19 protein-coding genes are annotated in these 21,719 nt (G+C 72.8%); 17 read left to right on the forward strand and 2 right to left on the reverse strand.

Annotated features, from left to right (window positions below; translation table 11 throughout):
- Positions 1-15 precede the first annotated feature (15 nt).
- Genes AB0C12_RS24750 through AB0C12_RS24765 form a run of 4 tightly spaced genes read left to right on the forward strand, consistent with a single transcriptional unit; the run spans position 16 to position 4,695 of the window.
- Positions 16-1,323 carry an MFS transporter gene (locus AB0C12_RS24750; RefSeq protein WP_360551690.1) on the forward strand — a complete coding sequence of 436 codons (1,308 nt, stop codon included), beginning with the start codon at positions 16-18 and terminating at the stop codon, positions 1,321-1,323.
- A gap of 10 nt (positions 1,324-1,333) precedes the next feature.
- Positions 1,334-2,785: an aminotransferase class V-fold PLP-dependent enzyme gene (locus AB0C12_RS24755; RefSeq protein WP_360551692.1), complete on the forward strand. Its 1,452-nt coding sequence runs from the start codon at positions 1,334-1,336 to the stop codon at positions 2,783-2,785.
- Between the two features lie 17 nt (positions 2,786-2,802).
- The gene (locus AB0C12_RS24760; protein ID WP_360551694.1) at positions 2,803-3,366 is read left to right on the forward strand and encodes an NADH-quinone oxidoreductase subunit B family protein; all 564 of its coding nucleotides are present in this window, start codon (positions 2,803-2,805) and stop codon (positions 3,364-3,366) included.
- 27 nt (positions 3,367-3,393) lie between these two features.
- The gene (locus tag AB0C12_RS24765; protein ID WP_360551696.1) at positions 3,394-4,695 is read left to right on the forward strand and encodes a DUF2252 domain-containing protein; all 1,302 of its coding nucleotides are present in this window, start codon (positions 3,394-3,396) and stop codon (positions 4,693-4,695) included.
- Here AB0C12_RS24765 and AB0C12_RS24770 read toward each other — a convergent pair whose 3' ends face one another.
- On the reverse strand, positions 4,696-5,691 hold the full coding sequence (locus AB0C12_RS24770) for a hypothetical protein (RefSeq protein ID WP_360551698.1): 996 nt from the start codon (positions 5,689-5,691) through the stop codon (positions 4,696-4,698).
- Positions 5,684-6,187, reverse strand: coding sequence for a SigE family RNA polymerase sigma factor (locus tag AB0C12_RS24775; protein WP_360551979.1), 504 nt, complete (start codon positions 6,185-6,187; stop codon positions 5,684-5,686). The genes AB0C12_RS24770 and AB0C12_RS24775 overlap by 8 nt, the downstream gene beginning before the upstream one ends.
- A gap of 332 nt (positions 6,188-6,519) precedes the next feature.
- On the opposite strand from AB0C12_RS24775, the gene AB0C12_RS24780 reads away from it, so the two are divergent.
- From AB0C12_RS24780 to AB0C12_RS24840, 13 genes are all read left to right on the forward strand, one after another.
- Positions 6,520-7,824 carry a peptidoglycan DD-metalloendopeptidase family protein gene (locus AB0C12_RS24780; protein ID WP_360551700.1) on the forward strand — a complete coding sequence of 435 codons (1,305 nt, stop codon included), beginning with the start codon at positions 6,520-6,522 and terminating at the stop codon, positions 7,822-7,824.
- A gap of 131 nt (positions 7,825-7,955) precedes the next feature.
- Complete coding sequence (locus AB0C12_RS24785; RefSeq protein WP_360551702.1) at positions 7,956-9,206, forward strand: NADH-quinone oxidoreductase subunit C; 1,251 nt, start codon at positions 7,956-7,958, stop codon at positions 9,204-9,206.
- A complete protein-coding gene (gene nuoH / locus AB0C12_RS24790) occupies positions 9,206-10,165 on the forward strand; it encodes an NADH-quinone oxidoreductase subunit NuoH (protein WP_360551704.1) in 960 nt (319 codons plus the stop codon). Before AB0C12_RS24785 ends, nuoH begins: the two co-directional genes overlap by 1 nt.
- Before the next feature lie 109 nt (positions 10,166-10,274).
- Positions 10,275-11,390 carry a serine hydrolase domain-containing protein gene (locus AB0C12_RS24795; protein ID WP_360551706.1) on the forward strand — a complete coding sequence of 372 codons (1,116 nt, stop codon included), beginning with the start codon at positions 10,275-10,277 and terminating at the stop codon, positions 11,388-11,390.
- A gap of 107 nt (positions 11,391-11,497) precedes the next feature.
- On the forward strand, positions 11,498-12,082 hold the full coding sequence (locus AB0C12_RS24800; RefSeq protein ID WP_360551708.1) for an NADH-quinone oxidoreductase subunit I: 585 nt from the start codon (positions 11,498-11,500) through the stop codon (positions 12,080-12,082).
- Positions 12,079-12,594 carry an NADH-quinone oxidoreductase subunit J gene (locus AB0C12_RS24805; protein ID WP_360551710.1) on the forward strand — a complete coding sequence of 172 codons (516 nt, stop codon included), beginning with the start codon at positions 12,079-12,081 and terminating at the stop codon, positions 12,592-12,594. The genes AB0C12_RS24800 and AB0C12_RS24805 overlap by 4 nt, the downstream gene beginning before the upstream one ends.
- Positions 12,594-12,965: an NADH-quinone oxidoreductase subunit NuoK gene (gene nuoK, locus AB0C12_RS24810; RefSeq protein WP_360551712.1), complete on the forward strand. Its 372-nt coding sequence runs from the start codon at positions 12,594-12,596 to the stop codon at positions 12,963-12,965. The genes AB0C12_RS24805 and nuoK overlap by 1 nt, the downstream gene beginning before the upstream one ends.
- The gene (locus tag AB0C12_RS24815; protein WP_360551714.1) at positions 12,962-14,863 is read left to right on the forward strand and encodes an NADH-quinone oxidoreductase subunit L; all 1,902 of its coding nucleotides are present in this window, start codon (positions 12,962-12,964) and stop codon (positions 14,861-14,863) included. Before nuoK ends, AB0C12_RS24815 begins: the two co-directional genes overlap by 4 nt.
- Entirely contained in the window at positions 14,860-16,407 is a 1,548-nt protein-coding gene (locus AB0C12_RS24820) for an NADH-quinone oxidoreductase subunit M (protein ID WP_360551716.1), read from the forward strand. Before AB0C12_RS24815 ends, AB0C12_RS24820 begins: the two co-directional genes overlap by 4 nt.
- A complete protein-coding gene (locus AB0C12_RS24825; protein WP_360551718.1) occupies positions 16,404-17,912 on the forward strand; it encodes a proton-conducting transporter membrane subunit in 1,509 nt (502 codons plus the stop codon). Before AB0C12_RS24820 ends, AB0C12_RS24825 begins: the two co-directional genes overlap by 4 nt.
- Before the next feature lie 68 nt (positions 17,913-17,980).
- On the forward strand, positions 17,981-18,919 hold the full coding sequence (gene htpX / locus AB0C12_RS24830; protein WP_360551720.1) for a zinc metalloprotease HtpX: 939 nt from the start codon (positions 17,981-17,983) through the stop codon (positions 18,917-18,919).
- Positions 18,920-19,052: 133 nt separating this feature from the next.
- Positions 19,053-20,318, forward strand: a complete 1,266-nt coding sequence (locus tag AB0C12_RS24835) for an MFS transporter (protein WP_360551722.1) — start codon at positions 19,053-19,055, stop codon at positions 20,316-20,318.
- A 78-nt stretch (positions 20,319-20,396) separates the two neighbouring features.
- Positions 20,397-21,716, forward strand: a complete 1,320-nt coding sequence (locus AB0C12_RS24840; RefSeq protein WP_360551724.1) for an MFS transporter — start codon at positions 20,397-20,399, stop codon at positions 21,714-21,716.
- Positions 21,717-21,719: the final 3 nt, after the last annotated feature.

The following is a 21,719-nucleotide window of genomic DNA, read 5'->3' on the forward strand; positions in this document are numbered from 1 at the left end:
TTACCATCCGCGTCCATGACGGTCGCCGGTCCCTCGCACGACGTACGGCTCTCCCGCCGCGTCGTCGCCGGATATTCGCTGGGCTCACTGGTGACCGGACCTTTCGGGACAGTGCCCGGCCTGCTCCTGCTGCCCTATCTGACCGACACGCTCGGCGTTGCGGCCGGCGTCGCGGGACTGCTGGTGCTGCTGCCGAAGGCCTGGGACGTACTGGTGAACCCGGTCGCGGGCCGGATCTCCGACCGCAGCGGTGATCGGCGCGGCTTCCTGCTCGGCGCCGGCCTGGCGCTGGGTGTGCTGTTCGCGGCCATCTTCGCCGGGCCGTTCGCCGCCGGCGCCGCGGCGGGCGCCTACGTCGCGGTCGCCTTCCTGGCCGCGGCCACCGCCTTCGCGTTCTTCCAGGTGCCCTACGTCGCCATGCCGGCCGAGCTGACCTCCGGCCGGGCCGAGCGCACCCGCCTGATGACCTGGCGGGTCGCGGTCCTGGCCCTGGCCATCCTGATCTCCGGCGCGCTGGCCCCGCTGGTCGTCGACCTGGCCGGCGGCGGCCTGAGCGGCCACCGATGGTCCGGCGCGTTCGTCGGCGCGCTCATCGTCGTGGGCACCCTGGGTGCCTTTTTCGGTACGCGCACAGCAGAGTCCCGCACCGCAGCCGACCAGGAGCCGAGCCTCCGCGCCCAGTTACGGATCGCGGCGGCCAACGCATCGTTCCGCTCCCTGCTGCTCTGCTACGTGATCCAGGCGGCCGGCATCGGCACGATGCTCGCCGGCGTGCAGTACTTCGCCGACCACGTCATCGGCCAGAAGTCCGGCGCGACCTTCCTGTTCGCCGCCTTCGTCGGCCCGGCGCTGCTGGTCATGCCGCTGTGGAGCTGCGTCGGCGCCCGCCACGGCAAACTCCGCGGCCTGATCGCCGCCTCCCTGCTCTTCGCGATCGGTGCCCTGGTCCTGCTGGCCGCACCCACGCTGCCCGCGACGGTGATCTACCTGGTCGTGGCCCTGATCGGCTGCGGGTACGCCGGCCAGCAGGTCTTCGCCCTGGCGATGCTCCCCGACCTGATCGAACGCGACACCGTACGCACCGGGCGCCGCCAGGCCGGGGTGTTCACCGGGTTGTGGACCGCGGGGGAGACGCTGGGCCTGGCCCTGGGTCCGGGGATCTACGCGCTGGTCCTCCAGCTGTTCGGCTACGCGTCGTCGTCGACCGGCGAGGCGGCGGCCCAGGATCCGACGGCCCGCCTCGGCGTCCTGCTGGGCTTCACCGTGGTCCCCGCCCTGCTGGTCGGGGCGGCGGTCGCCCTGCTGCGCCGCTACCAGGACTAACTTGGGGACCATGATCGAGGCGTTGCCGGGCACCGGCGTTCCGGGTGAGCAGGTGCTTGCCGAGTTGCGTGAGTTGCGGGCCGCGGACCTGCCCACGCACGGTGGGCGGCTGTTCGCCTATGTCTTCGACCCGGCCGTCGACGGGCTCGACGAGCTGGCCCGGGCCGCGTACGCGATCTCCGCGCACGTCAACGGCCTGGACCCGACCGCCTTCCCGTCGTTGCTGGCGATGGAGAACGCACTGGTCGCGGCGGCCGGCCGGCTGCTCGGCGGCGGCCCCGGCACGGATGCCCCGGAGGTGGTCGGCAGCGTCACGAGCGGCGGCACCGAGTCGCTGATCCTGGCCGTGAAGGCGGCCCGGGACGCGCACCCGGAGATCGAGCGACCGCGGCTGGTGGTCCCGTCCACCGCGCACGCCGCGTTCGCCAAGGCGGCGCACTACCTGCGGATCGCTCTCGACGTCGTGCCGGTCGGCCCGGACCTGCGTGCCGACCCCGCCGCCATGGCGGCGGCGATCGGTCCCGAGACGGTGCTGGTGGCGGCCTCGGCGCCGAGCTACGCGCACGGTGTCGTCGACCCGATCGCCCAGCTCGCCGCCCTGGCCGCCGAGCGAGGTGTGCGGTTCCACGTCGACGCCTGCTTCGGCGGCTGGGTGCTGCCCTACCTGCGGCGGCTCGGCGCCGGCCTGCCGGCCTTCGACTTCACCGTGCCCGGCGTCACCAGCATCTCGGTCGATCTGCACAAATACGCGTACGCCCCCAAGGGTGTCTCCGTGCTGCTGCACCGGGACGCGGCGCTGCGGCTGCCGCAGTTCTTCGCGTACGCGGACTGGCCCGGCTACACGATGATCAACCCGGTGATCTCCTCCACCCGGTCCGGCGGCCCGATCGCGGCGGCCCTGGCCACGCTGCGGCACCTCGGCGACGACGGTTACCTGCGGCTGGCCGGGCACACCCGGGACGCGGTCGCCGTGCTCGCGGCCGCGGTCGAGGCCACTGCCGGCGTACGCCTGTTCGCCCCGCCCGAGACCAGCGTCGTGTGCCTGGCCGCCGAGCCCGACGTCGATCTGTTCGTGCTCGCCGACGAGCTGGCCGCGCGGGGCTGGCACACCCAGCCTCAGCTCGCGTACGCGGAGCTGCCCGCGACCATCCACCTCACGGTGACCGCCGCGGTCGCCGGGACCGTCGCCGAGTTCGCGCCCGACCTCGCCGCGGCGGTGGCCGCGACCCGCGCCCGCGGCCCGGTCGAGCTGCCGCCCGCGTTGCTCGAGGCCGCCGGCGCGCTGACCCCGCAGATGGTGACGCCGGAGCTGATCGAGGGGCTGGCGGCCGGCCTCGGGCTGGGCGGGGACATCGGCCGGAGCATGGCCGCCGTCAACTCGCTGCTGAACGTGGCCCCGCCCGCCCTGCGTGAGGCTCTGCTGGCCGGCTTCCTGAGCCAGCTCCAGCGTCCCGCGTGGTGAGGGGTAGGTTGACGACTGTGTCCGCCTTGCCAGGAGTCCTCGGGGATCCCATCAAGTTCGTGCTGAACTGGGGTCGCCGCTACTCGCTGTGGGTCTTCAACTTCGGTCTGGCCTGCTGCGCGATCGAGTTCATCGCGGCCAGCATGGGCCGGCACGACTTCATGCGGCTCGGCGTGATCCCGTTCGCGCACGGCCCGCGCCAGGCCGACCTGATGGTGGTCTCCGGCACGGTCACCGACAAGATGGCCCCCGCGATCCGCCGGCTGTACGACCAGATGCCCGAGCCCAAGTACGTGATCTCGTTCGGCTCCTGCTCCAACTGCGGCGGGCCGTACTGGGACTCGTACTCGGTGACCAAGGGCGTCGACCAGCTCATCCCGGTCGACGTCTACGTGCCCGGCTGCCCGCCGCGGCCGGAGGCGCTGCTGCACGGCATCCTGCGCCTGCAGGAGCAGATCGCCGCCGAGCAGTCCGGTCCCGGCGGGGTGTCACGGCCCGACCCGCTGATCCCGGGGCCGCCCCCGGCCCGCCCCCGCGACGCCGGCTCACTGACGGCACCGTCGGTCAAGCGCCCCGTTTGATGGTGGGATACAGCTAGTCTGCCCATCATGAGCGAGCAGTCCCGGGCGGACTTCATCATCGACGTATTGACCAGGGAGTTCGGCGACCTGATGGCGCTGGACCCGGCTGCCTTCCGGCGCAAGTTCCGCAAGATGGCCGCATCGCCGTTCGCGTTCTACCGGGGCAGCGCCTCGCTGTTCTACGCCGACCAGACCGGTGCCTACCGCGACGACGCGTTCCTCGACGAGCGGACCAGCCGGGTGTGGATCCACGGCGACCTGCACGCGGAGAACTTCGGCACCTACATGAACTCGTCCGGCCAGCTCGTCTTCAACGTCAACGACTTCGACGAGGCGTACGTCGGCCCGTTCATCTGGGACCTCAAGCGGTTCTGTGCCAGCGTGGCCCTGATCGGCTACAGCAAGGCCCTGTCCGACCAGGTGATCGGCGAGCTGGTCGGCACGTTCGCCCGGGGCTACCTGACCGAACTGCGGGCGATCGCTGCCGGTGGTGACGACGCGATCGGCTCGATCACCCTGGACAACGCCGACGGGGTGCTGCGCCGGGTGCTCCAGGAGGCCCGGCTCAACACCCGGGTCGACCTGCTCGCCGGCCAGACCACGATCGACGACTACGAGCGGCGCTTCTCCCTCGGCGACGGCGTCTACGAGGTGGACGAGCCGACCGCCGCCACCGTCCGGGCCGCCTTCTCCGACTACCTGGACACGCTGCCCTCGCACGGTCACGGCATCTCCACCGGGATCAAGGACATCAAGCTGCGCAAGGGCGTGGGCATCGGCTCGGCCGGCCTGCCGTCGTACAACCTGCTGCTGGAGGGGCACACCCAGGCGCTGGAGAACGACGTCATCATCTACATGAAGCAGGCCCAGGTGCCGGCCGTCGCCCGGTGGATCGACGACGAACGGGTCCGGTCCTACTTCCGGCACCAGGGACACCGTACGGCCGAGTCGCAGCGGGCCCTGCAGGCGCACGCCGACCCGTGGCTGGGCTACACCGAGCTCAACGGCGTCGGCCAGCTCGTCGCCGAGGTGTCGCCGTACGCGGCCGACCTGGACTGGGCCGACGTGAACGAGTCCGAGGAGCTCAGCGGTGTCGTCGCCGACCTGGGCCGCGCGGTGGCCCGGATGCACTCGGTGGCCGACGACGAGTCCAGCCACGACCTGGTCGACTTCTCCACCGAGGAGGCCATCGTGGCCGCGGTCGACAAGGACGAGGCGGGCTTCCTCACGCTGCTGGTCAACTTCGCCCACCAGTACGGCGACCAGGCCCGCGAGGACCACCAGGACTTCGTCGACCTGTTCCGCAACGGGCGCCTCCCCGGTCTCTGATCAGCGCGGCAGGAACTGGTACGCGGCGTCCCCGGGCGCCGGTGACGTGCTCTCGTAGCTCAGCGACAGATCGACCTGCCGGTTGCGGATGACACCGACAACGAGGTCCTGCCGCCGGGGCGGATACTGGCACGGCGCCGTCCAGGTCTTCGTCGCGAACACCGTGCCCTCCGGATCGGCGGCGCTGCGGGCCTGCCGGAGCCGGATCCGCAACGTGCCGGTGCCGGCGCAGGCCACGGCCAGCCGGAAGTCGCCGTCCAGCGGCTCCCAGCCGACGTGGAGGCGCCGGTCACCCACCTCGCCGCCGCCGCCCCCACCCGAGCCCGGCGGCAGGGGGTCCCGGGGCAGTACGCCGCTCGGATCGTTCGCCTCGCTCCGGGCCGCGGGCCGGCCGGTGTCGCTGGTGGCCCGGTAGGCGAAGCCCGCCCGCCCGCGCGCGCTCTCGGCGTCCACCAGCTCGACCGTGATGTCGATGAACTGGCCCAGCACGAAGGTGGTGCCCGCGGGCACCGGAGCGGCCGAGCACCGGGCGGTGATCCGAGCCACCTCCACCGGTGCGGTCGAACCGCTCTCGCTGCCGGGCCGGCCCCGGACCAGCAAAGTCACCGAACCGGTGCCCGCGCAGGCGATCCGCAGATCGATCTCGCCCAGATAGATCTGCTGGGTCGCGGACATGATGCCGGCGACCGGTCCCCGGCGGGAGAACACGGCAGGCCCGGGATTGCCGGCCGTCACCGCCCGGTCCGCCACGCCGGTGAGGCGGTCCAGCTCGGCCTGCGTCAGCGAGTCACGGTTGGCGGGGGTGGTGGGCCGGGACGGGAAACCGAGCAGGGCCACGGTGCCGCTCAGCGCCAGCAGCAGGACACCGGCGAAGGCCGCGGTGGCGGTGCGGCGGCGTCGCACGGTACGGCGTACGCGATCAGCCCCGGGCGGCCGCACCTGCCAGACAGTGTCGGCGCGGAACTCCGCGAAGAGGTCCTCGAACTTCTCAGCCACCGTGCACCTCCGCGGAGTCGGCGCCGAGCTGGACGGCGAGTGCGGCCCGGCCCCGGTGCAGCCAGGACTTGACCGTGCCCTCGGCGACGCCCTCCCGGTCGGCGATCTCGGCGACGCTCAGGTCGGCCAGGTGCCGCAGCACCACGGCCCGCCGATGGGTGGCCGGCAGCGTGGCCAGGGCGGCGACCAGCGCCACCCGGTCCGGGCCGGGCCCCTCGAGCTGGGCCTCGTCGCGCCGCTGCTTACGCAGGAAGTTCAGTGCCGTACGGGAACGCCGCCAGCGGCTGACGGCCAGATTCCAGGCGACCCGCCGGATCCAGGCCACCGGGTCGTCGTACCGGCTCACCGTCTTCCACCGGCTGTAGGCCCGGCAGAAGGCCTCCTGGACGACGTCCTGCGCCTCCTGGCGGTCCCCGAAATAGGCGTAGAGCTGGACAGTGAGATCCCCGAAGTGCACGGCGTACACCTCGTCGAAGGTCGGCGGGTCGTCGGGCACGGCTGCTGGCGTCTCCGGTCGGGATCTGGCGCCCAGGGTGATTGCCTGCGCTGTCACGGGCACTACACGTGCCACCGGGGCGAGGGGTTGCGGCGCACCCTGCCACAGATCGGCGAGGGTCGTTGCCCCGGGCGACCGGCGACTCCCAAGATCACTCAAGAGGATTAGACCGTCCGGGGCGCGGTGCCCGCCCGCCGGTGATGCGCATTGTTCCGTTCGTCGGCACGGGCGCGCACAACGGCTGTCGCTCTTTCAGGAGCTGCCCCAAACCGCAAATCGCAATTAAGGTTCTGCGGTGTACGGGAATTTTGCGCGCCTTTGAGGAGTTTGTTTTGCCGACCATTTCCCGACGACCCGCCACCGTGGCCCGGGCCGCTGCGACCGTCGCCGCTCTCGCCACGTCGATGCTGGTCGCAGTGGCCTCTCCGGCCCTGGCCGACAATGCGCACATGAACTGGCCGACCTCCGGTCCGATTACCGGAATTGTCGGTGACAAGCGCGCCGGCCATAGCCATCAGGGCGTCGACATCGGCGCGCCGACGGGCTCGCCGGTTTATGCCACCTACGACGGAAAGGTCACCAACGCCTTCAAGGACTCCTGCGGCGGGCAGACCATTTATATCGCGCACGCCTACGGTTACCAGTCCCGTTACCTGCACCTGAGCAGCTTCTCGGTCGGCGTCGGCCAGCAGGTCAGCCAGGGGCAGAAGATCGCGGTCTCCGGCAACACGGGCACTTGCACCACGGGTGCCCACCTGCACTTCGAGATCCGGCAGAACGGCTCGTCGGTCTCCTTCGCCCCGGCGACGGCCCGCAACTCCCGGGTGTCGGCCGGCGCGGCGATCAGCTATGCGTTCGCCGGACTGGGCAACGGCGGCCCGGCGGCGGCACCACCGGACGTCGCGATCGCCCGGACGGCCGCCGGGCAGGGCTACTGGCTGGCGGCTGCGGACGGTGGCGTCTTCTCGTACGGTGACGCCCAGTTCTACGGCAGCATGGGCGGCAAACCACTCGCCGCGCCGGTGGTCGGTATCGCGGCGACCCCGTCCGGCAAGGGCTACTGGCTCGTCGCGAAGGACGGTGGCATCTTCGCCTTCGGTGATGCGCAGTTCTACGGCAGCATGGGCGGCAAGCCGCTGAACGCCGCGATGGTCGGCATCACGCCGACGGCGACCGGGCGCGGGTACTGGACGGTGGCCCGCGACGGCGGGATCTTCGCGTTCGGTGATGCGCAGTTCTACGGCAGCATGGGCGGCAAGCCGCTGAACGCCCCGGTGGTCGGCCTGGCGGCGACCCCGTCCGGCAAGGGTTACTGGCTGGTGGCGGCTGACGGTGGCATCTTCGCCTTCGGTGACGCGCCGTTCTACGGCAGCATGGGTGGCAAGCCGCTGAACGCGCCGATGGTCGGCATCGCGCCTACCGCGAACGGCAAGGGCTACCGGCTGGTGGCGGCTGACGGTGGCATCTTCGCCTTCGGTGACGCGCCGTTCTACGGCAGCATGGGCGGCAAGCCGCTGAACGCGCCGATGGTCGGCATCGCCTCGACCACCACCGGCGCCGGCTACTGGATGGTCGCCCGGGACGGCGGAGTGTTCACCTTCGGGGACGCGACGTTCTTCGGCGGCGGACAGGACTGACCGAGCTCATTGAGCTCAGCCGGGTGAGACGCCGTCGATCCGCCGGTGTCTCACCCGGCGTCTGTCTGCCGGCCGCGGCTTTCCGGGCGCGGGCCGGGGACGGAACCGGGCCGGATCATAGGATGTGCGGCATGACCCCCGAAGAGGTCGGCGAGCGGATGGTCGCCCTGCTGACGGCAGACGCGGACGACGCCCCCGCCGAGGGCACGATCGTCGCCGGAGTCTCCGGTGGCGGCCCCGGCCACGAGCGGGCCGTGATCGACGTGCCGGCCGCGCTGTGGTGGACCGCGGTCGGCGCCGCCCGCGACCCGGGTGCGCTGGGCTGCGACTTCTTCGACTGGCTGTCAGCGGTCGACGAACTGGACGAGGGCTTCACCGTCGTCGCGCACCTGTGGTCCACCCGCCGCAAGCACGGGCTGCTGCTGCGCGCCCGGGTGACCCGGGACAACCCGGTGGTCGAATCGGTGATCGACCTGTTCCCGGGCGCGGCGTGGCACGAGCGGGAGACCCACGAGATGTTCGGGATCAGCTTCACCCGCCACCCGGACCTGCGGCCGCTGCTGCTGCCGCCGGGCTTCGAGGGCAACCCGCTGCGCAAGGAGTTCGTGCTGGCGTCCCGGGTGGCCAAGGCCTGGCCGGGCGCGAAGGAGCCGGGGGAGTCGGAGGCGGGCACGGCCAAGCGGGCCCCGATGCGGCCGCCGGGCGTACCTGATCCGAACGAGTGGGGTCCGATGAAGGGCAAGGTCCCACCGCCGGAGACCCCGGCCCGGCGCGGCCCGGGCGACCGGCCCGCGCGCGCGGGCGGAGCCGTCCCCGGCGGAGATCGTCCGGCCCGCCCGGCGGGAGATCGTCCGGCCCGCCCGGCGGGAGATCGTCCGGCCCGCCCGGCGGGAGATCGTCCGGCCCGCCCGGAACGTGGGGCAGCTCCGGGAACCGGCCCGCGAACGGCCGAGTCGGGAACCGGTCCGCGAACGGCCGAGTCGGGAACCGGTCCGCGAACGGCCGCGCCGGGAACCGGTCCGCGAACGGCCGAGCCGGGAACGGCTTCGCACGCGACCCGGCCCGGACCGGACCCGCAAGCGGTCCCGGCCGGGGCGGGGGAGCAGGCGCCGCCCGGACCCGGCGGACAGGCAGCGCCCGGACATGCGGCACCGCCCACGGTGGATCCGGCAGCAGCCGGACCGGCTGAGACGATCGGTGCCGGCCAGGCCGAGGCAGCCGAGGCCGCCGACCAGGCCGGCGCGGCGAAGGCCGCCGCGGATGCCACGCCGGCACCGGAGACCCCCGGCACGCCGCCGGAGACCGGGACCGCACCGGAGACCCCCGGCACGCCGCCGGAGACCGGGGCCGCGCCGGAGTCCAGCGACGGGAAGGACACCTGATGCCGCTCTGGCTCGATCTGGGAGTCCGGGTCGTCGCCGTGGTCGCCGCGTTCCTGGTGGTGCCGCTGATCGTCGGCCAGATGGAACACAAGGTCATGGCCCACATGCAGAGCCGGCTGGGCCCGATGTACGCGGGCGGCTTCCACGGCTGGGCGCAACTCGTCGCCGACGGCGTCAAGTTCGTGCAGAAGGAGGACGTCACCCCGCGCGACGCCGACCGCCGGGTGTTCCAGCTGGCCCCGATCGTGGCGCTGTTCCCGTACCTCATCGTCCTGCTGGCCATCCCGCTGGGACCCGGCGGCCTGGTCGCCCAGCCGATGGACATCGGGTTGTTCTTCGTTCTCGCCGTCCTCGGCGTCGGTGTGGTCGCCGTGCTGATGTCGGCGTGGGCGTCGGCGAACAAGTACAGCCTGCTCGGCGGTCTGCGTGGCGCGGCCCAGCTGCTCGGTTACGAGCTGCCGCTGGTGCTGTCGGCCGCGAGTGTCGCGATGGCCGCGGGCACGCTGAGCCTGCCCGGCATCGTCGAGGCCTGGTCGCCGTGGTGGTTGATCTGGCAGGCGCCGGCCGCGCTGGTCTTCTTCGTCTCCGGGCTGGCCGAGATCCGGCGGCCGCCGTTCGACATGCCGATCGCCGACTCCGAGCTGGTCTTCGGCTACATGACCGAGTATTCCGGGCTGCGTTTCGCGTTCTTCCTGCTCGCCGAGTACGTGGGCATCGTCGTCATCGCCGCCCTGACCACCGTGCTGTTCCTGGGCGGCTGGCACGGCCCGGACCCGGCCCACTTCGGCTGGCTGTGGACGCTGGTGAAGGTGTTCGCGGTGTCCTTCGTGGTCATCTGGCTGCGGGTCAGCTATCCGCGGCTGCGCGAGGACCAGTTGCAGCGGCTGTGCTGGCTGGTGCTGGTCCCGGTGGCCCTGGCCCAGCTCGTGCTGACCGCCGTGGTGAAACTCGCACTGTAGGGGTGGGGCTGGCCCCACCCTCGGTTGGGTGGCTGGCCGGCTCGTCCCGGCGGGCCGTCTCCGAAAGGCTTGAGGGGTCCCAGCAACCCCTGCCGAGGAGCTCTCACCGATGTCCCTGCGTCATCTCGCAGCAGCCGTCCTGACCACCGGCGCCCTGGTCGCCGGCGTCGCCCAGCCGGTCAGTGCCGCCCCACGTGATCCGGTCCGTGACCAGTTGCAGCAGCTCGTCGGGCACGGCGGTGCCCCGGGTGCGCTGGCCGCGGTGCAGGGCCGCGACGGCCGCACCCGTGATCTCACCGCCGGAGTCGGTGACCTGCGCACCGGCGCTCGCGTCCCGGCCGACGGCCAGGTCCGGATCGGCAGCAACACCAAGACGTTCGTGGCCGTGGCGGTCCTGCAGCTCGTGGCCGAGAAAAAGGTCGCCCTGGACTCGCCGATCGACACCTACCTGCCGGGCCTGGTGCGGGGCGAGGGGATCGACGGCCGGCACATCACCGTGCGGCAGCTGCTGCAGCACACCAGCGGTCTGCCCAACTACACGGACCACCTCGACACGGACGGCTCGTTCGCCCTGCAGCACACCTACATGGAGCCGCGTGAGCTGCTCGATCTCGCGCTGGCGCATCCGGCCGACTTCGCGCCCGGGGCCAAGTGGGCATACAGCAACACCAACTACGTGGTGGCAGGTCTGCTGATCCAGAAGGTGACCGGGCGCCCGCTGGCCGAGGTGCTCACCGAGCGGGTGATCCGCCGGGCCGGCCTGCGGCACACCTACTTCCCGGCCGTCGGCGAGCAGGGCATCCGGGAACGGCACCCGCACGGTTACCACCCGGACGCCGCGGGCAAGCCGCGTGACGTCACGACGCTGGACCCGTCCTGGGGCTGGGCCGCCGGGCAGATGATCGCCACCCCGACCGACCTGAACAAGTTCTTCGGCGCGCTGCTGGCCGGCCGCCTGCTGCCGGCCGCGCAGCTGAAGGAGATGCGCAGGACCGTCCCGGCGGACATGTGGCCCGGCGCCCGGTACGGCCTGGGCCTGCTGAGCTACCCGCTCAGCTGCGGCGGTCTGGCCTGGGGTCACGGCGGTGACATCCCGGGTTACGAGACCCGCGGCGGCGTCACCGAGGACGGTCGCGCCGCGACGGTGGCCGTGACCTCGATGCCGGTCGACGAGGCATCGGCCGACAAGGTGCTGAAGGCGGTGGATACCGCGCTCTGCGCATAGCGGGGGAGGTGCGGCCGGGCGTCTTGGGGGCCCCGGCCGTAACTGTCGAACGACAGAAGCGGGGGTGTGCTCGCCTCCGCCGGTGCGACCGGGCAGGATATGCCCTTATGAGCGAGCAGGGAGATCGGCACACGCCGGGCCAGGGCCTGATCAACGGCCTGGCCGTCACGCTCAAGACGATGACCAAGCGCAGCAGCACCCAGCAGTATCCGGACGTCGAGCCGGACCTGCCGCCGCGCTCCCGCGGGGTCATCGCCCTGCTCGAGGAGAACTGCACGGTCTGCATGCTGTGCGCCCGCGAGTGCCCGGACTGGTGCATCTACATCGACTCGCACAAGGAAGAGGTCGTCGTTCCCGGTGCCGCCCGGGCTCGGCAGCGCAACGTCCTCGACAAGTTCGACATCGACTTCTCCCTGTGCATGTACTGCGGCATCTGCATCGAGGTCTGCCCGTTCGACGCGCTGCACTGGACCCCCGAGTTCGAGTACGCGGAGACCGACGTGCTGAACCTGCTGCACGACAAGGACCGCCTCGGCGACTGGATGCGGACCGTCCCGCCGCCGCCGGCCCACGACGTGCTCGGCGAGCCGTCGAAGGAGGAGGCCACCGCCGCGCGCAAGGCCGCCGGCCCCGGTGCGGCCACCCCGGCCAAGACCGCGCGTCCGGCCGTACGCCCGGAGCCGGAGAAGTGACGGTCGCCGACGTGCTGCTGCTGGCGCTCGGAGCCGTGGCGGTGGGTTCCGGCGCGGCGGTCGTCACCAGCACCCACCTGGTCCGTTCCGGGCTCTACCTGGTGATCAGCCTGGGCGCGGTCGCCGGGCTCTACCTGGTCCTCGGGGCCGAGCTCGTCGCGTGGGTGCAGATCCTGGTCTACGTCGGCGCGGTGGTCGTGCTGCTGCTGTTCGCGGTCATGCTGACCCGCGCGCCGATCGGCCCCTCCCGTGACCTGGACCGCCCGGCCTGGCCGGCGCTGATCGTCGGGGGCGGGGTCGGGCTGGGCCTGGCGGTGCTGCTGGCCGACGCGTTCCGCTGGACGCTCTACGACCGGCCCGCCCCGGGCACGACCGAGCGGATGGGCACGCAGATCTTCGGCCAGTGGGTGCTGCCGTTCGAGGTGCTGTCGATCCTGCTGCTCGCCGCCCTGGTGGGTGCGATCGTGCTGTCGCGTCCGGACATCGGCGCCCGCAAGGGGGATGAGGCCTGATGCATGCCGTGATCCCGTACGTGACGGGTGCATTGCTGTTCGGGCTCGGCGTCTACGGCGTGCTGCGCCGGCGCAACGCGATCCTGGTGCTGATGGCCGTCGAGCTGATGCTCAACGCGGTCAACCTGATCTTCGTGACCGCCGACGCCGCGGTCCGGGCCACCCTGGTCGGCGTGCAGATCGAGTCCTGGGCGTATCCCAACGGCCGGCCCGCGCACTCCGGCGGGGTGTTCGCCCTGTTCGTCATCGTGCTGGCCGCCGCCGAGGTGGGCGTGGGCCTGGCCATCGTGCTGCAGTACTACCGGATGCGCCGGGCGGTGCACGTCGACGAGGTCGCCCTGCACCATGACGATGAGCAGGTCAGCCGGTGATCGCGGAGGTCTTCGGGACGGCGCTGTTCGGCGTACCGGTGCTGGCCGGGCTGCTGGGTCTGTTGCTGCCGGCCGGCGACGGTGGCCGCGCGCGACGCCGCCGGGCCGCCACGCTCGGCATCGCGGGTGCCGCGCTGGCCCTGGCCGACGTGGTCTTCCTGCTGGTGGTCGCGGACGACCCGGTCGAGTTCGGGGTGCAGGCGGTGCGCTTCGGCGACCTGCCGGTCACCTTCGGCGTCTCGCTCGGCCCGGCCGCGCTCTACGTCGCGCTCGCCGTCACCGTGGTCGCGCTCTTCGTGCAGGTCTACTCGGTCGGCTACCTGCACGACGACCCGCGTTACGCGCCCTACGCCGCGCAGATCAGCATCTTCACCGGGGCGATGCTGCTGGTCGTGTCGGCCAATGACCTGATCATGCTGCTGGTCGGCTGGGAGGTGATGGGCGTCTGCTCGTATCTGCTCATCGGCCACGACCGGCGGCTGCCCGAGGCGCCCCGGGCCGCGGTCAAGGCGTTCCTGGTGACCCGGGTCGGCGACGTCGGCTTCCTGCTCGGCATCGCGCTGCTGGGCGTCTCGGCCGGCAGCTTCGAGATCTCCGCCGTGCTGGCGAGCTCACCGGCCCACCTGACCGTGGCGCTGCTGCTCATCCTGGCCGGGGTGGCGGGCAAGAGCGCCCAGTTCCCGCTGCACACCTGGCTGCCGGACGCGATGGCCGGCCCGACGCCGATCTCCGCCCTGATCCACGCGGCCACGATGGTCGCCGCGGGCGTGTACGTGGTCTTCCGCCTCTTCCCGCTCTTCGCCCGCTCGCCCGGCGCGCTGGCGACGCTCGGTGTCATGGCGGCGATCACGCTGCTGCTCGGCGCGCTCGCCGCCACCGCCCAGGACGACCTCAAGCGGGTGCTGGCCTGGTCCACGGTCTCGCAGATCGGCTACATGACCGGCGCCCTGGCCGTCGGCTCGCCCGCCGCGGCCCTGTTCCACCTGCTCACCCACGCCGCGTTCAAGGCGCTGCTGTTCCTCGCGGCCGGCGCGGTGATCCACGCGGTCGGCACCAACCTGATGTCGCGGATGGGCGGTCTGCGCACGCATCTGCCCCGCACCTTCTGGGCGTTCGTGATCGGGCTCGGCGCGCTGGCCGGGCTGCCGCCGCTGGCCGGCTTCTGGTCCAAGGAGAACGTCCTGGTCGCCGCCGCGCACGCGGCCGACGGCCAGGGCCCGGCCCCGGCCTGGGTCGGCTGGGTGGTCTGGGTGGCCGGGCTGCTCGGCGTCGCGATCACCGCCTGGTACGCGACCCGCCTGCTGCTGCGCACCTTCTTCGGCCACGCCCGGTCCCGCACCGACGAGTGGCACGTCGGCTTCGACGACGCCCGCTACGAGCGTGGTCCCGGCGCCGCGCACGATCCGCCCGGCCTGATGCTGTGGCCGGTGCAGCTCCTCGCGATCCCCGCGGCGCTGCTCGGGCTGGCCGCCTTCCTGCCCGGGTTCCGCAGCGCGCTCGAGCTGGAGGCCCCGCACCTGGAGATCAGCATCGTGCTGCCGCTGGTCCTGCTCGCGCTCGGCGCCGGCAGCTCGTGGTGGCTGTGGCACACCGCGCCCGGCGTGGACCCGGCGCAGGCCCTGGGCCGGTGGCGGCCGTTGTTCGCCGCCGGCTTCCGGCTCGACGACGTGCAGGACCGCCTGGTGGTACGCCCGGTACGCGCCCTCGCCACCGCCCTGCGCCTGCTCGACGAGCGGGTGGTCGACGCGGCCGTCGAGGGCACCGGCTCCTCCACCACCCGGCTCGGCGTCGTGCTGGCGAACGCCCACCGCGCGGCGCTGCCCCGGGCGGCGGTCGCGGTCTTCGCCGGTGCGCTCGTGCTCGGTGTCGTCGCGGCGATCTACGGAGCAGCCTCATGACCCCCTACCGCGATTACGTCACCAGCGGCGGCTCACTCGCGCAGGTGCTGCTCATCGCCGTCCTGGCGGTGCCGGCGCTGGGCGCGTTGGTGGTAGCGCTGCTGCCGGCGCGGATCGATCGGGGCGCCCGCATCGTCGCCATGGTCTTCGCCGCGGTGACGTTCGTGCTCACCGCGCTGCTGGCGATGCCGAACGCCGACTACGGCTGGTTCGCCTACGGTGACCAGCCGCCGGCTCTGCTGCCGTGGATCGACGTGTCCGCGTCGTGGGTGCCGTCGCTCGGGGTCGACTTCCACCTCGGCGTCGACGGGATCTCGTACCCGCTGGTGGTGCTGACCGGGCTGCTGACGTTGCTCTGCTGCGCGTACACGGTGGGCAAGGTGCCCGACGGCGGTCGCGGCCGGACGCTGGCGGCGCTGCTGCTGGTGCTCGAGGTCGGCATCCTCGGCACGTTCCTGGCCCTGGACCTGGTGCTGTTCTTCATCTTCTTCGAGGTCGTCCTCCTGCCGATGTACGCGGTCATCGCCGGCTGGGGTGGCCCGGACCGCCGCCGTGCGGCCCGCAAGTTCGTGCTCTACACCCTGTTCGGTTCGCTGCTGCTCCTGCTGGGCGTCTTCACCGTCGTCATCGCGGCCGGCACCGGCGACCTGATGGCGCTGACCGGCGGCACCGGCCTGTCCCGCACAGTGCAGTGCACGGCGTTCGCCCTGTTCGCCGTCGCGTTCGCGGTGAAGGCGCCGCTCTGGCCGCTGCACACCTGGCTCCCCGACGCGCACACCGAGGCGCCCACGGTCGGCAGCGTGATCCTCGCCGGCGTGCTGCTGAAGATGGGCACGTACGGCCTGATCCGGGTCGGGGTCGGCGTGGCCCCGCTCGGCGCGGCCTGGGCCGCCCCGGTGCTCGGGGTCCTCGCCGTCGCCGCGATCCTCGTCGGGTCGCTGGTGTGCCTGCGGCAGACCGAGCTGAAGCGGCTGATCGCCTACTCCAGCGTCGGGCACATGGGTTTCGTCCTGCTGGGCATCGCGACGCTGACCGCGACCGGCCTGCAGGCCGCGCTGGTCGGCAACGTGGCCCACGGCGTCATCACCGGCCTGCTGTTCTTCCTGGCCGGGGCGATCAAGGACCGGGCCCACACCGGCGCCCTGGCCGACCTCGGCGGGCTGCGGGAGACCGCACCGCGGCTGGCCGGCCTGCTCGCCTTCGCGTCGATCGCCTCCCTCGGGCTGCCCGGCCTGGCCGGCTTCTGGGGCGAGGCGTTCGCCGTGGTGGCCGCCACCGAGCGCGGCGGCCCCCTGTGGATCACGCTGGCCGTGCTGGCGGCGATCGGCGGTGCCCTGACCGCGGCGTACTTCCTGCGGCTGTTGCGCCGGGTCACCCACGGCCCGGCGAGCCCGGCGGTGGCCGGCTTCGCGGGCATCACCCGCCCCGAATGGCTGGCGTGGTCGCCGCTGGTGCTGCTCGCGCTGGCCATCGGACTGGTGCCGGCGCTGGTGCTCGCCGCGACCGCCGACCCGGTGGCCGCCCTGACCGGAGCCCTGCCATGACCCAGACCGTGAACCACTTCGCCCTGTTCCCGCTGTACGCGGCGGGCGGCACCGCGCTGCTCGTCCTGGTGCTGGAGCTGGCCTTCGGCCGGTTCGTGCTGCCGGCGGGCATCGCCGGCGGGCTCGTCACGATCGGCGGGGCGGTCGCGCTCGGGCTGCGCCCGGCCTCGACCTTCTGCGGCGCCGAGCACTGCTCCTGGGTGAGCGGCCCGCAGGCGGCGGTGGTGGCGGTGCTCTTCGCGGCGCTGACGATCGGCGTGCTCGCGCTGTCGGCCCCGGCGCTGCGCGCGGGCATCGCCCCGGCCGGCGAGTTCTGCTTCCTGCTGGTGAGTTCGATGGCCGGGGGAGTGGTCATCGCGTACGCGGGCGACCTGATCACCCTGATCGTCGGGCTGGAGACGCTGACCCTGCCGCTGTACGTGCTCGTGGGCCTGCGCCGCTTCGCGCCCCGCGAGCGGGTGACCACCACCGGCGCCTCCGCCGCGGTCACGTTCTTCCTGGTCAGCGTGATCTCCACGGCCATCGCCCTGCTCGGCGCGGCGCTGCTCTTCGCGTCCACCGGCATGCTGCACCTGGCCGTGCTCACCGGGGGCTCGGGCCCGCTCGCGCCCCTGGGGGCAGTCGGCGCGGCGCTGCTGGTGATCGGCTTCGCGTTCAAGGTAGCGGCGGTCCCGCTGCACGCCTGGGCGCCGGCCACCTACGACGGCTCACCGGTGCCGGTGGCGGCGTACCTGTCGACGGCCTCCAAGCTCGGCGGCGTGGTGGCCCTGGCCGCGATTGTGCAGCGGCTGGACACCGGGCCGCTGGTGGCGGTCCTCGCCGTGCTGACCATGACGGTGGGCAACCTGGTCGCCCTGCGCCAGACCCGGACGGTACGGCTGCTGGCCTGGTCGTCGGTGGCCCAGGCGGGTTACATCCTGGCGGCGCTGGCGGTGGGCTCGGCGGGGGTGCCGGCGGCGATCGCGTACGCGGTCTTCTTCGTCGTGCTCGAGTTCGTGGCGTTCGCCGTGGTGGTGGCCCTGCGCGGCCCGGACGCCGACGGTGGCGAGCTGGCGGATCTTCGCGGCCTGGGCCGTCGTCAGCCGTGGCTGGGCGCGGCGCTCGTGCTGGCCTTGGCGGGTCTGGCCGGTCTACCCCCGGGCCTGGCCGGTCTGTTCGCCAAGGTGACCGTGGTCGCCGCCCTGATCAACGCGGGCTGGGGCTGGCTGGCCGCGGTGGTGGCCCTGAACGCCCTCATCGCCCTGGCCTACTACGTCCGGGTGGCTGCCCTGCTCTACACCCGCCCCGAGCCGGTGGGCGTGCACTTCGCCGACCTCCCCGCCCCCGAACCGGCGACGACCGGATCCACCGTGACCGCGGTCGCCGACCCGGAGCTGCTCCAGGCGGCCACCCACCCCCGGGTGCCGGTGCCCCGCCCGGTGGCCGCGGCGGTCGCGGTGGCTGTCACGGTCACCGTCGTCCTGGGCTTCGCCCCACAGTGGATCTTCGACGCGCTGCTCGGATGACCCGGGGTGTATCGATGATCACCTACAGCGAACTCACAGCTACAGCTGGATGAATCCACATCCTGTCGATGTTCCATGAGACGTGGGCCCACCGGCCCCAACGTCGAAGGAGCACCATCGTGCACAGCCATCACAACGGCCTCAAGACGGCCGCTCTGCTGGGCTTGCTCACCGCCATGATCCTGGCCGTCGGTTACTGGCTCGGAGGAAGCGGCGGGCTGGTCTTCGCCGTCGTCCTGTCGCTGGCGCTCAACGCCGGCAGCTACTTCTTCTCCGACAAGATCGCCCTGCGGTCCATGCGGGCCCGCCCGGTCTCCGAGGCCGAGTTCCCCGCGCTGCACCAGATCGTGCGCGAGCTCGCCACGGAGGCGGGCCAGCCGATGCCACGCCTGTACGTGAGCCCGGCGATGCAGCCGAACGCGTTCGCGACCGGCCGCAACCCGCAGCACGCCGCCGTGGCGGTCACCGTCGGCATCACCCAGCTGCTGGACCGGCGTGAGCTGCGCGGCGTCATCGGCCACGAACTGTCCCACGTCTACAACCGCGACATCCTGATCTCCAGCGTCGCCGCGGCGCTGGCCGGCATCATCACGATGTTCGCCCAGTTGGCGATCTTCCTGCCGTTCGGTGGCTCGGACGACGAGGACGGCCCGAACCCCGCGTCGTTGCTGCTCATGCTGATCCTCGGCCCGCTGGCCGCATCGGTGATCCAGCTCGCGATCAGCCGCAACCGGGAGTACCAGGCCGACGCGTCCGGCGCGACCCTGACCCGTGACCCGCTGGCTCTGGCCAGCGCCCTGGAGAAGATCCAGTACGGCGCGCAGCGGCTGCCGCTGCCGGCCGACGGTCAGCTCGCCACCTCGGCGCACCTGATGATCGCCAACCCGCTGCGCGGCGGCGGCATCGCGTCGCTGTTCTCGACGCACCCGCCGATGGCCGAGCGGATCAAGCGGCTGCACCAGCTGGCCGCGATCACCGGCACCGGGCCGGTGCAGTTCCAGCGCTGACCCCGCCCCGACCGTCACCCCCGTCTCGCATGCCGAGGCGGGGGTGACGTCTGTGACACCCAGCCTTGTTTCACGTGTGTTACCTGCCCGCCGACAGTTACGTTCGACGCTCACCACGAGGAGGTAGGACCTGATGACCGCACTGCGTCAGTACCTTGGCGTGTGGCAGATGCCGGGCGGCCGGGTCCTGTTGATCGTCGGCATCCTCGCCCGCCTGGGCATCGGCATGACCCCGCTCGCCCTGCTCCTGCTCGTCCAGGAGACCACCGGCCGGTACGCCGCCGCAGGCCTGGCCGGCGGCATGTACGCGCTGGCCGGAGCCGCGATCAGCCCGGTCGCCGGGCGCCTGGCCGACCGGATCGGCCCGTCACCGGTGCTGTGGACGACCGCGGTGCTGCATCCGCTCGCCCTGGTCGGCCTGTTGCTGGTCAGTCGGGGTGGCGAGGCGGCGCTGCCGGGCATCTTCGTGGCGTCGGCGCTGGCCGGTGCGACGTACCCGCCGCTGACCGCGGCCATCCGCCGGGCCTGGACCGACGCCACCGCGGTGGGCAGCGGGCGGCACGGCCTGCGGGAGGCCGCGATGGCCGCCGAGACGTCCCTTTTCGAGCTGGTCTTCGTGCTGGGCCCGATGCTGGTCGCGGCCCTGCTCGTGCTCACCCACGATCCCGCGACCGCGCTGGCCACCTCGGCTGTGGCGACCTTCGCGGGCACTCTGTGGATCGCGTCGCTGCCGATCATGCGGCACTGGGTCCGCCACGTCGACGCCGACACGACCCGCGGCCTGGGCCCGCTCAAGGTGGGCGGCTTCGGCGCCCTGCTGGTCTGTGTCGCCGCGCTCGGTACGGCCTTCGGCGCCGCCGGCGTGATCGTGCCCGCGTACGCCGGCCAGCACGGCGGCGGTGACAGCCTCGGCGGTGTCCTGCTCGGTGTCTGGGGTGTGGGCAGCGCGATCGGCGGCATCTGGTTCGGCACCCGGCGGCCCGCGATGGCCCTGCCCCGCCAGTTCGCCTGGCTGCTCGGCGGGGTCGCCCTGAGCTTCCTGGTGCTGGCCGCCATGCCGAATCCGCTGTCGCTGGGCATCGCCCTGGTCGTGGGGGGCGCGACGATCGCTCCGGCCCTGACCGTGGAGAACAATCTGGTCGGCCGGATCGCCCCGGCCGGCATGCTGAACGAGGCGTACACCTGGGTGGTCACCGTGTCCGTGGCGGGCAGCGCGGCCGGTGGCGCGGTGGCGGGAACCATCGTGGACCAGCCGGGCGGGCTGCCGTGGGCCTTCGTCTTCGCGGCCGCGGTGCTCGTCCTGGCCTCGCTGGTGGCCGCAGTACCGAGCGGACCCATGGCCCGGGCGGACCGGCGTGCGGCCGAGCGGCTGGAGCAGGCGATGGCGGCGGCGCACTGACGCCTGTCGGATTGTCGTCATCACCCCTTTAGCCTGATAGAAGGGGGAATTGCGGCTCCGCGCCGCTACGTTCCGGTGATGGCAGCAGGTCGTTATCGGACGGTATGGCGGATTCCGTACGCCCCCACGCTCCTGATGGCCGGGATGGTGTCGCGGCTCGGCATCGCCATGACCCCGCTGGCCCTGCTGCTGCTCGTCGAGGAGGCCACCGGCCGGTACGCCGCCGGTGGCCTCGCCGCGGGTTGCTACGCGCTCGCCGGCGCAGTGGTCAACCCGCTGACCGCCCGCGTCGCCGACCGGATCGGCCCCGCGCCGGTGCTGCGCCTCTGCGCCCTGGCCCACGCCCTCGTCCTGACCGCGCTGGCCCTGCTGACCGACGCGGCGTTACCGCTGCTGCTGGTCGTCTCGGCGATCGCGGGAGCCACCTATCCGCCGCTGACCGGGGCGATCCGCGGAGCCTGGACGACCATGACCGGAGGCGCCGTCGGGCCACGGGTGCGGCAGGCCGCCCTGGCCGCCGAGACGTCGCTGTTCGAGCTGATCTACGTCATCGGCCCGCTGCTGGTGGCCGCGCTGACCGTGCTCCGGCTCGGCTACGGCCCGGCGCTGCTGGTCGCGGCGGCGGTCACGCTGCTCGGCGGCCTGGCGGTCGCCCGGGTGCCGGTGCTGCGGTTCCCCCGGCGGACGGCCCGTCGCCCGATGCGCCGCACCCCCGGGTTCGGCTCGCTGCTGCTCTGCACCGGGCTGCTGGGGGCCGGCTTCGGCGCGGTCACCGTCGGCGTGCCCGCCTTCGCCGCTGCCCACGGAGGAGGCGCCGGCCTCGGCGGGGTGCTGCTGGGTGTCTGGGCGCTGGGCAGCACCGGCGGCGGTGTGTACTTCGGGACCCGCCGCCCGGCCACGGAACCCAGCCGCCGGTACGCCGTCCTGCTCGCGGCGATCGGGATCGGCTTCCTGGCACTGGTCGCCGCGCCGGGACCCTGGTGGCTGGCGGTGGTGCTGATCGTCGGCGGCGTCGCGATGGCGCCCGCGCTGACCGTGGAGAACAATCTGGTCAGCCGGATCGCCCCGGGCGAGATGCTGAACGAGGCGTACACCTGGGTGATCACCATGGCCGTCACCGCGAGCGCGGTCGGCAGCGCTGCCGCGGGGACGGTGGTCGACCGGTCGGGTGCCGCGCGGTGGGCGTTCGCGCTGGCCGGTGGCCTGGCGCTCGCCGCGGCCGCGGTCGCGGGCCGGTCGGGCGGCGCGCTGGGGCGGGCGGACGAGGTGGTCGCCGCGCGGTCTCGCGCCGCGCAGGACGTGGCCCGGCTGCTGCCGGCCATGCGGGAGCAGCCGCCCGGCCGTGGGGTGGCCGACCCCTTGGACGGCTCGACCGCGTACCTGGAGCGGCTGCCCTGAGTC

This window comes from Actinoplanes sp. NPDC048967, from assembly GCF_040649415.1.
Classification (GTDB): domain Bacteria; phylum Actinomycetota; class Actinomycetes; order Mycobacteriales; family Micromonosporaceae; genus Actinoplanes.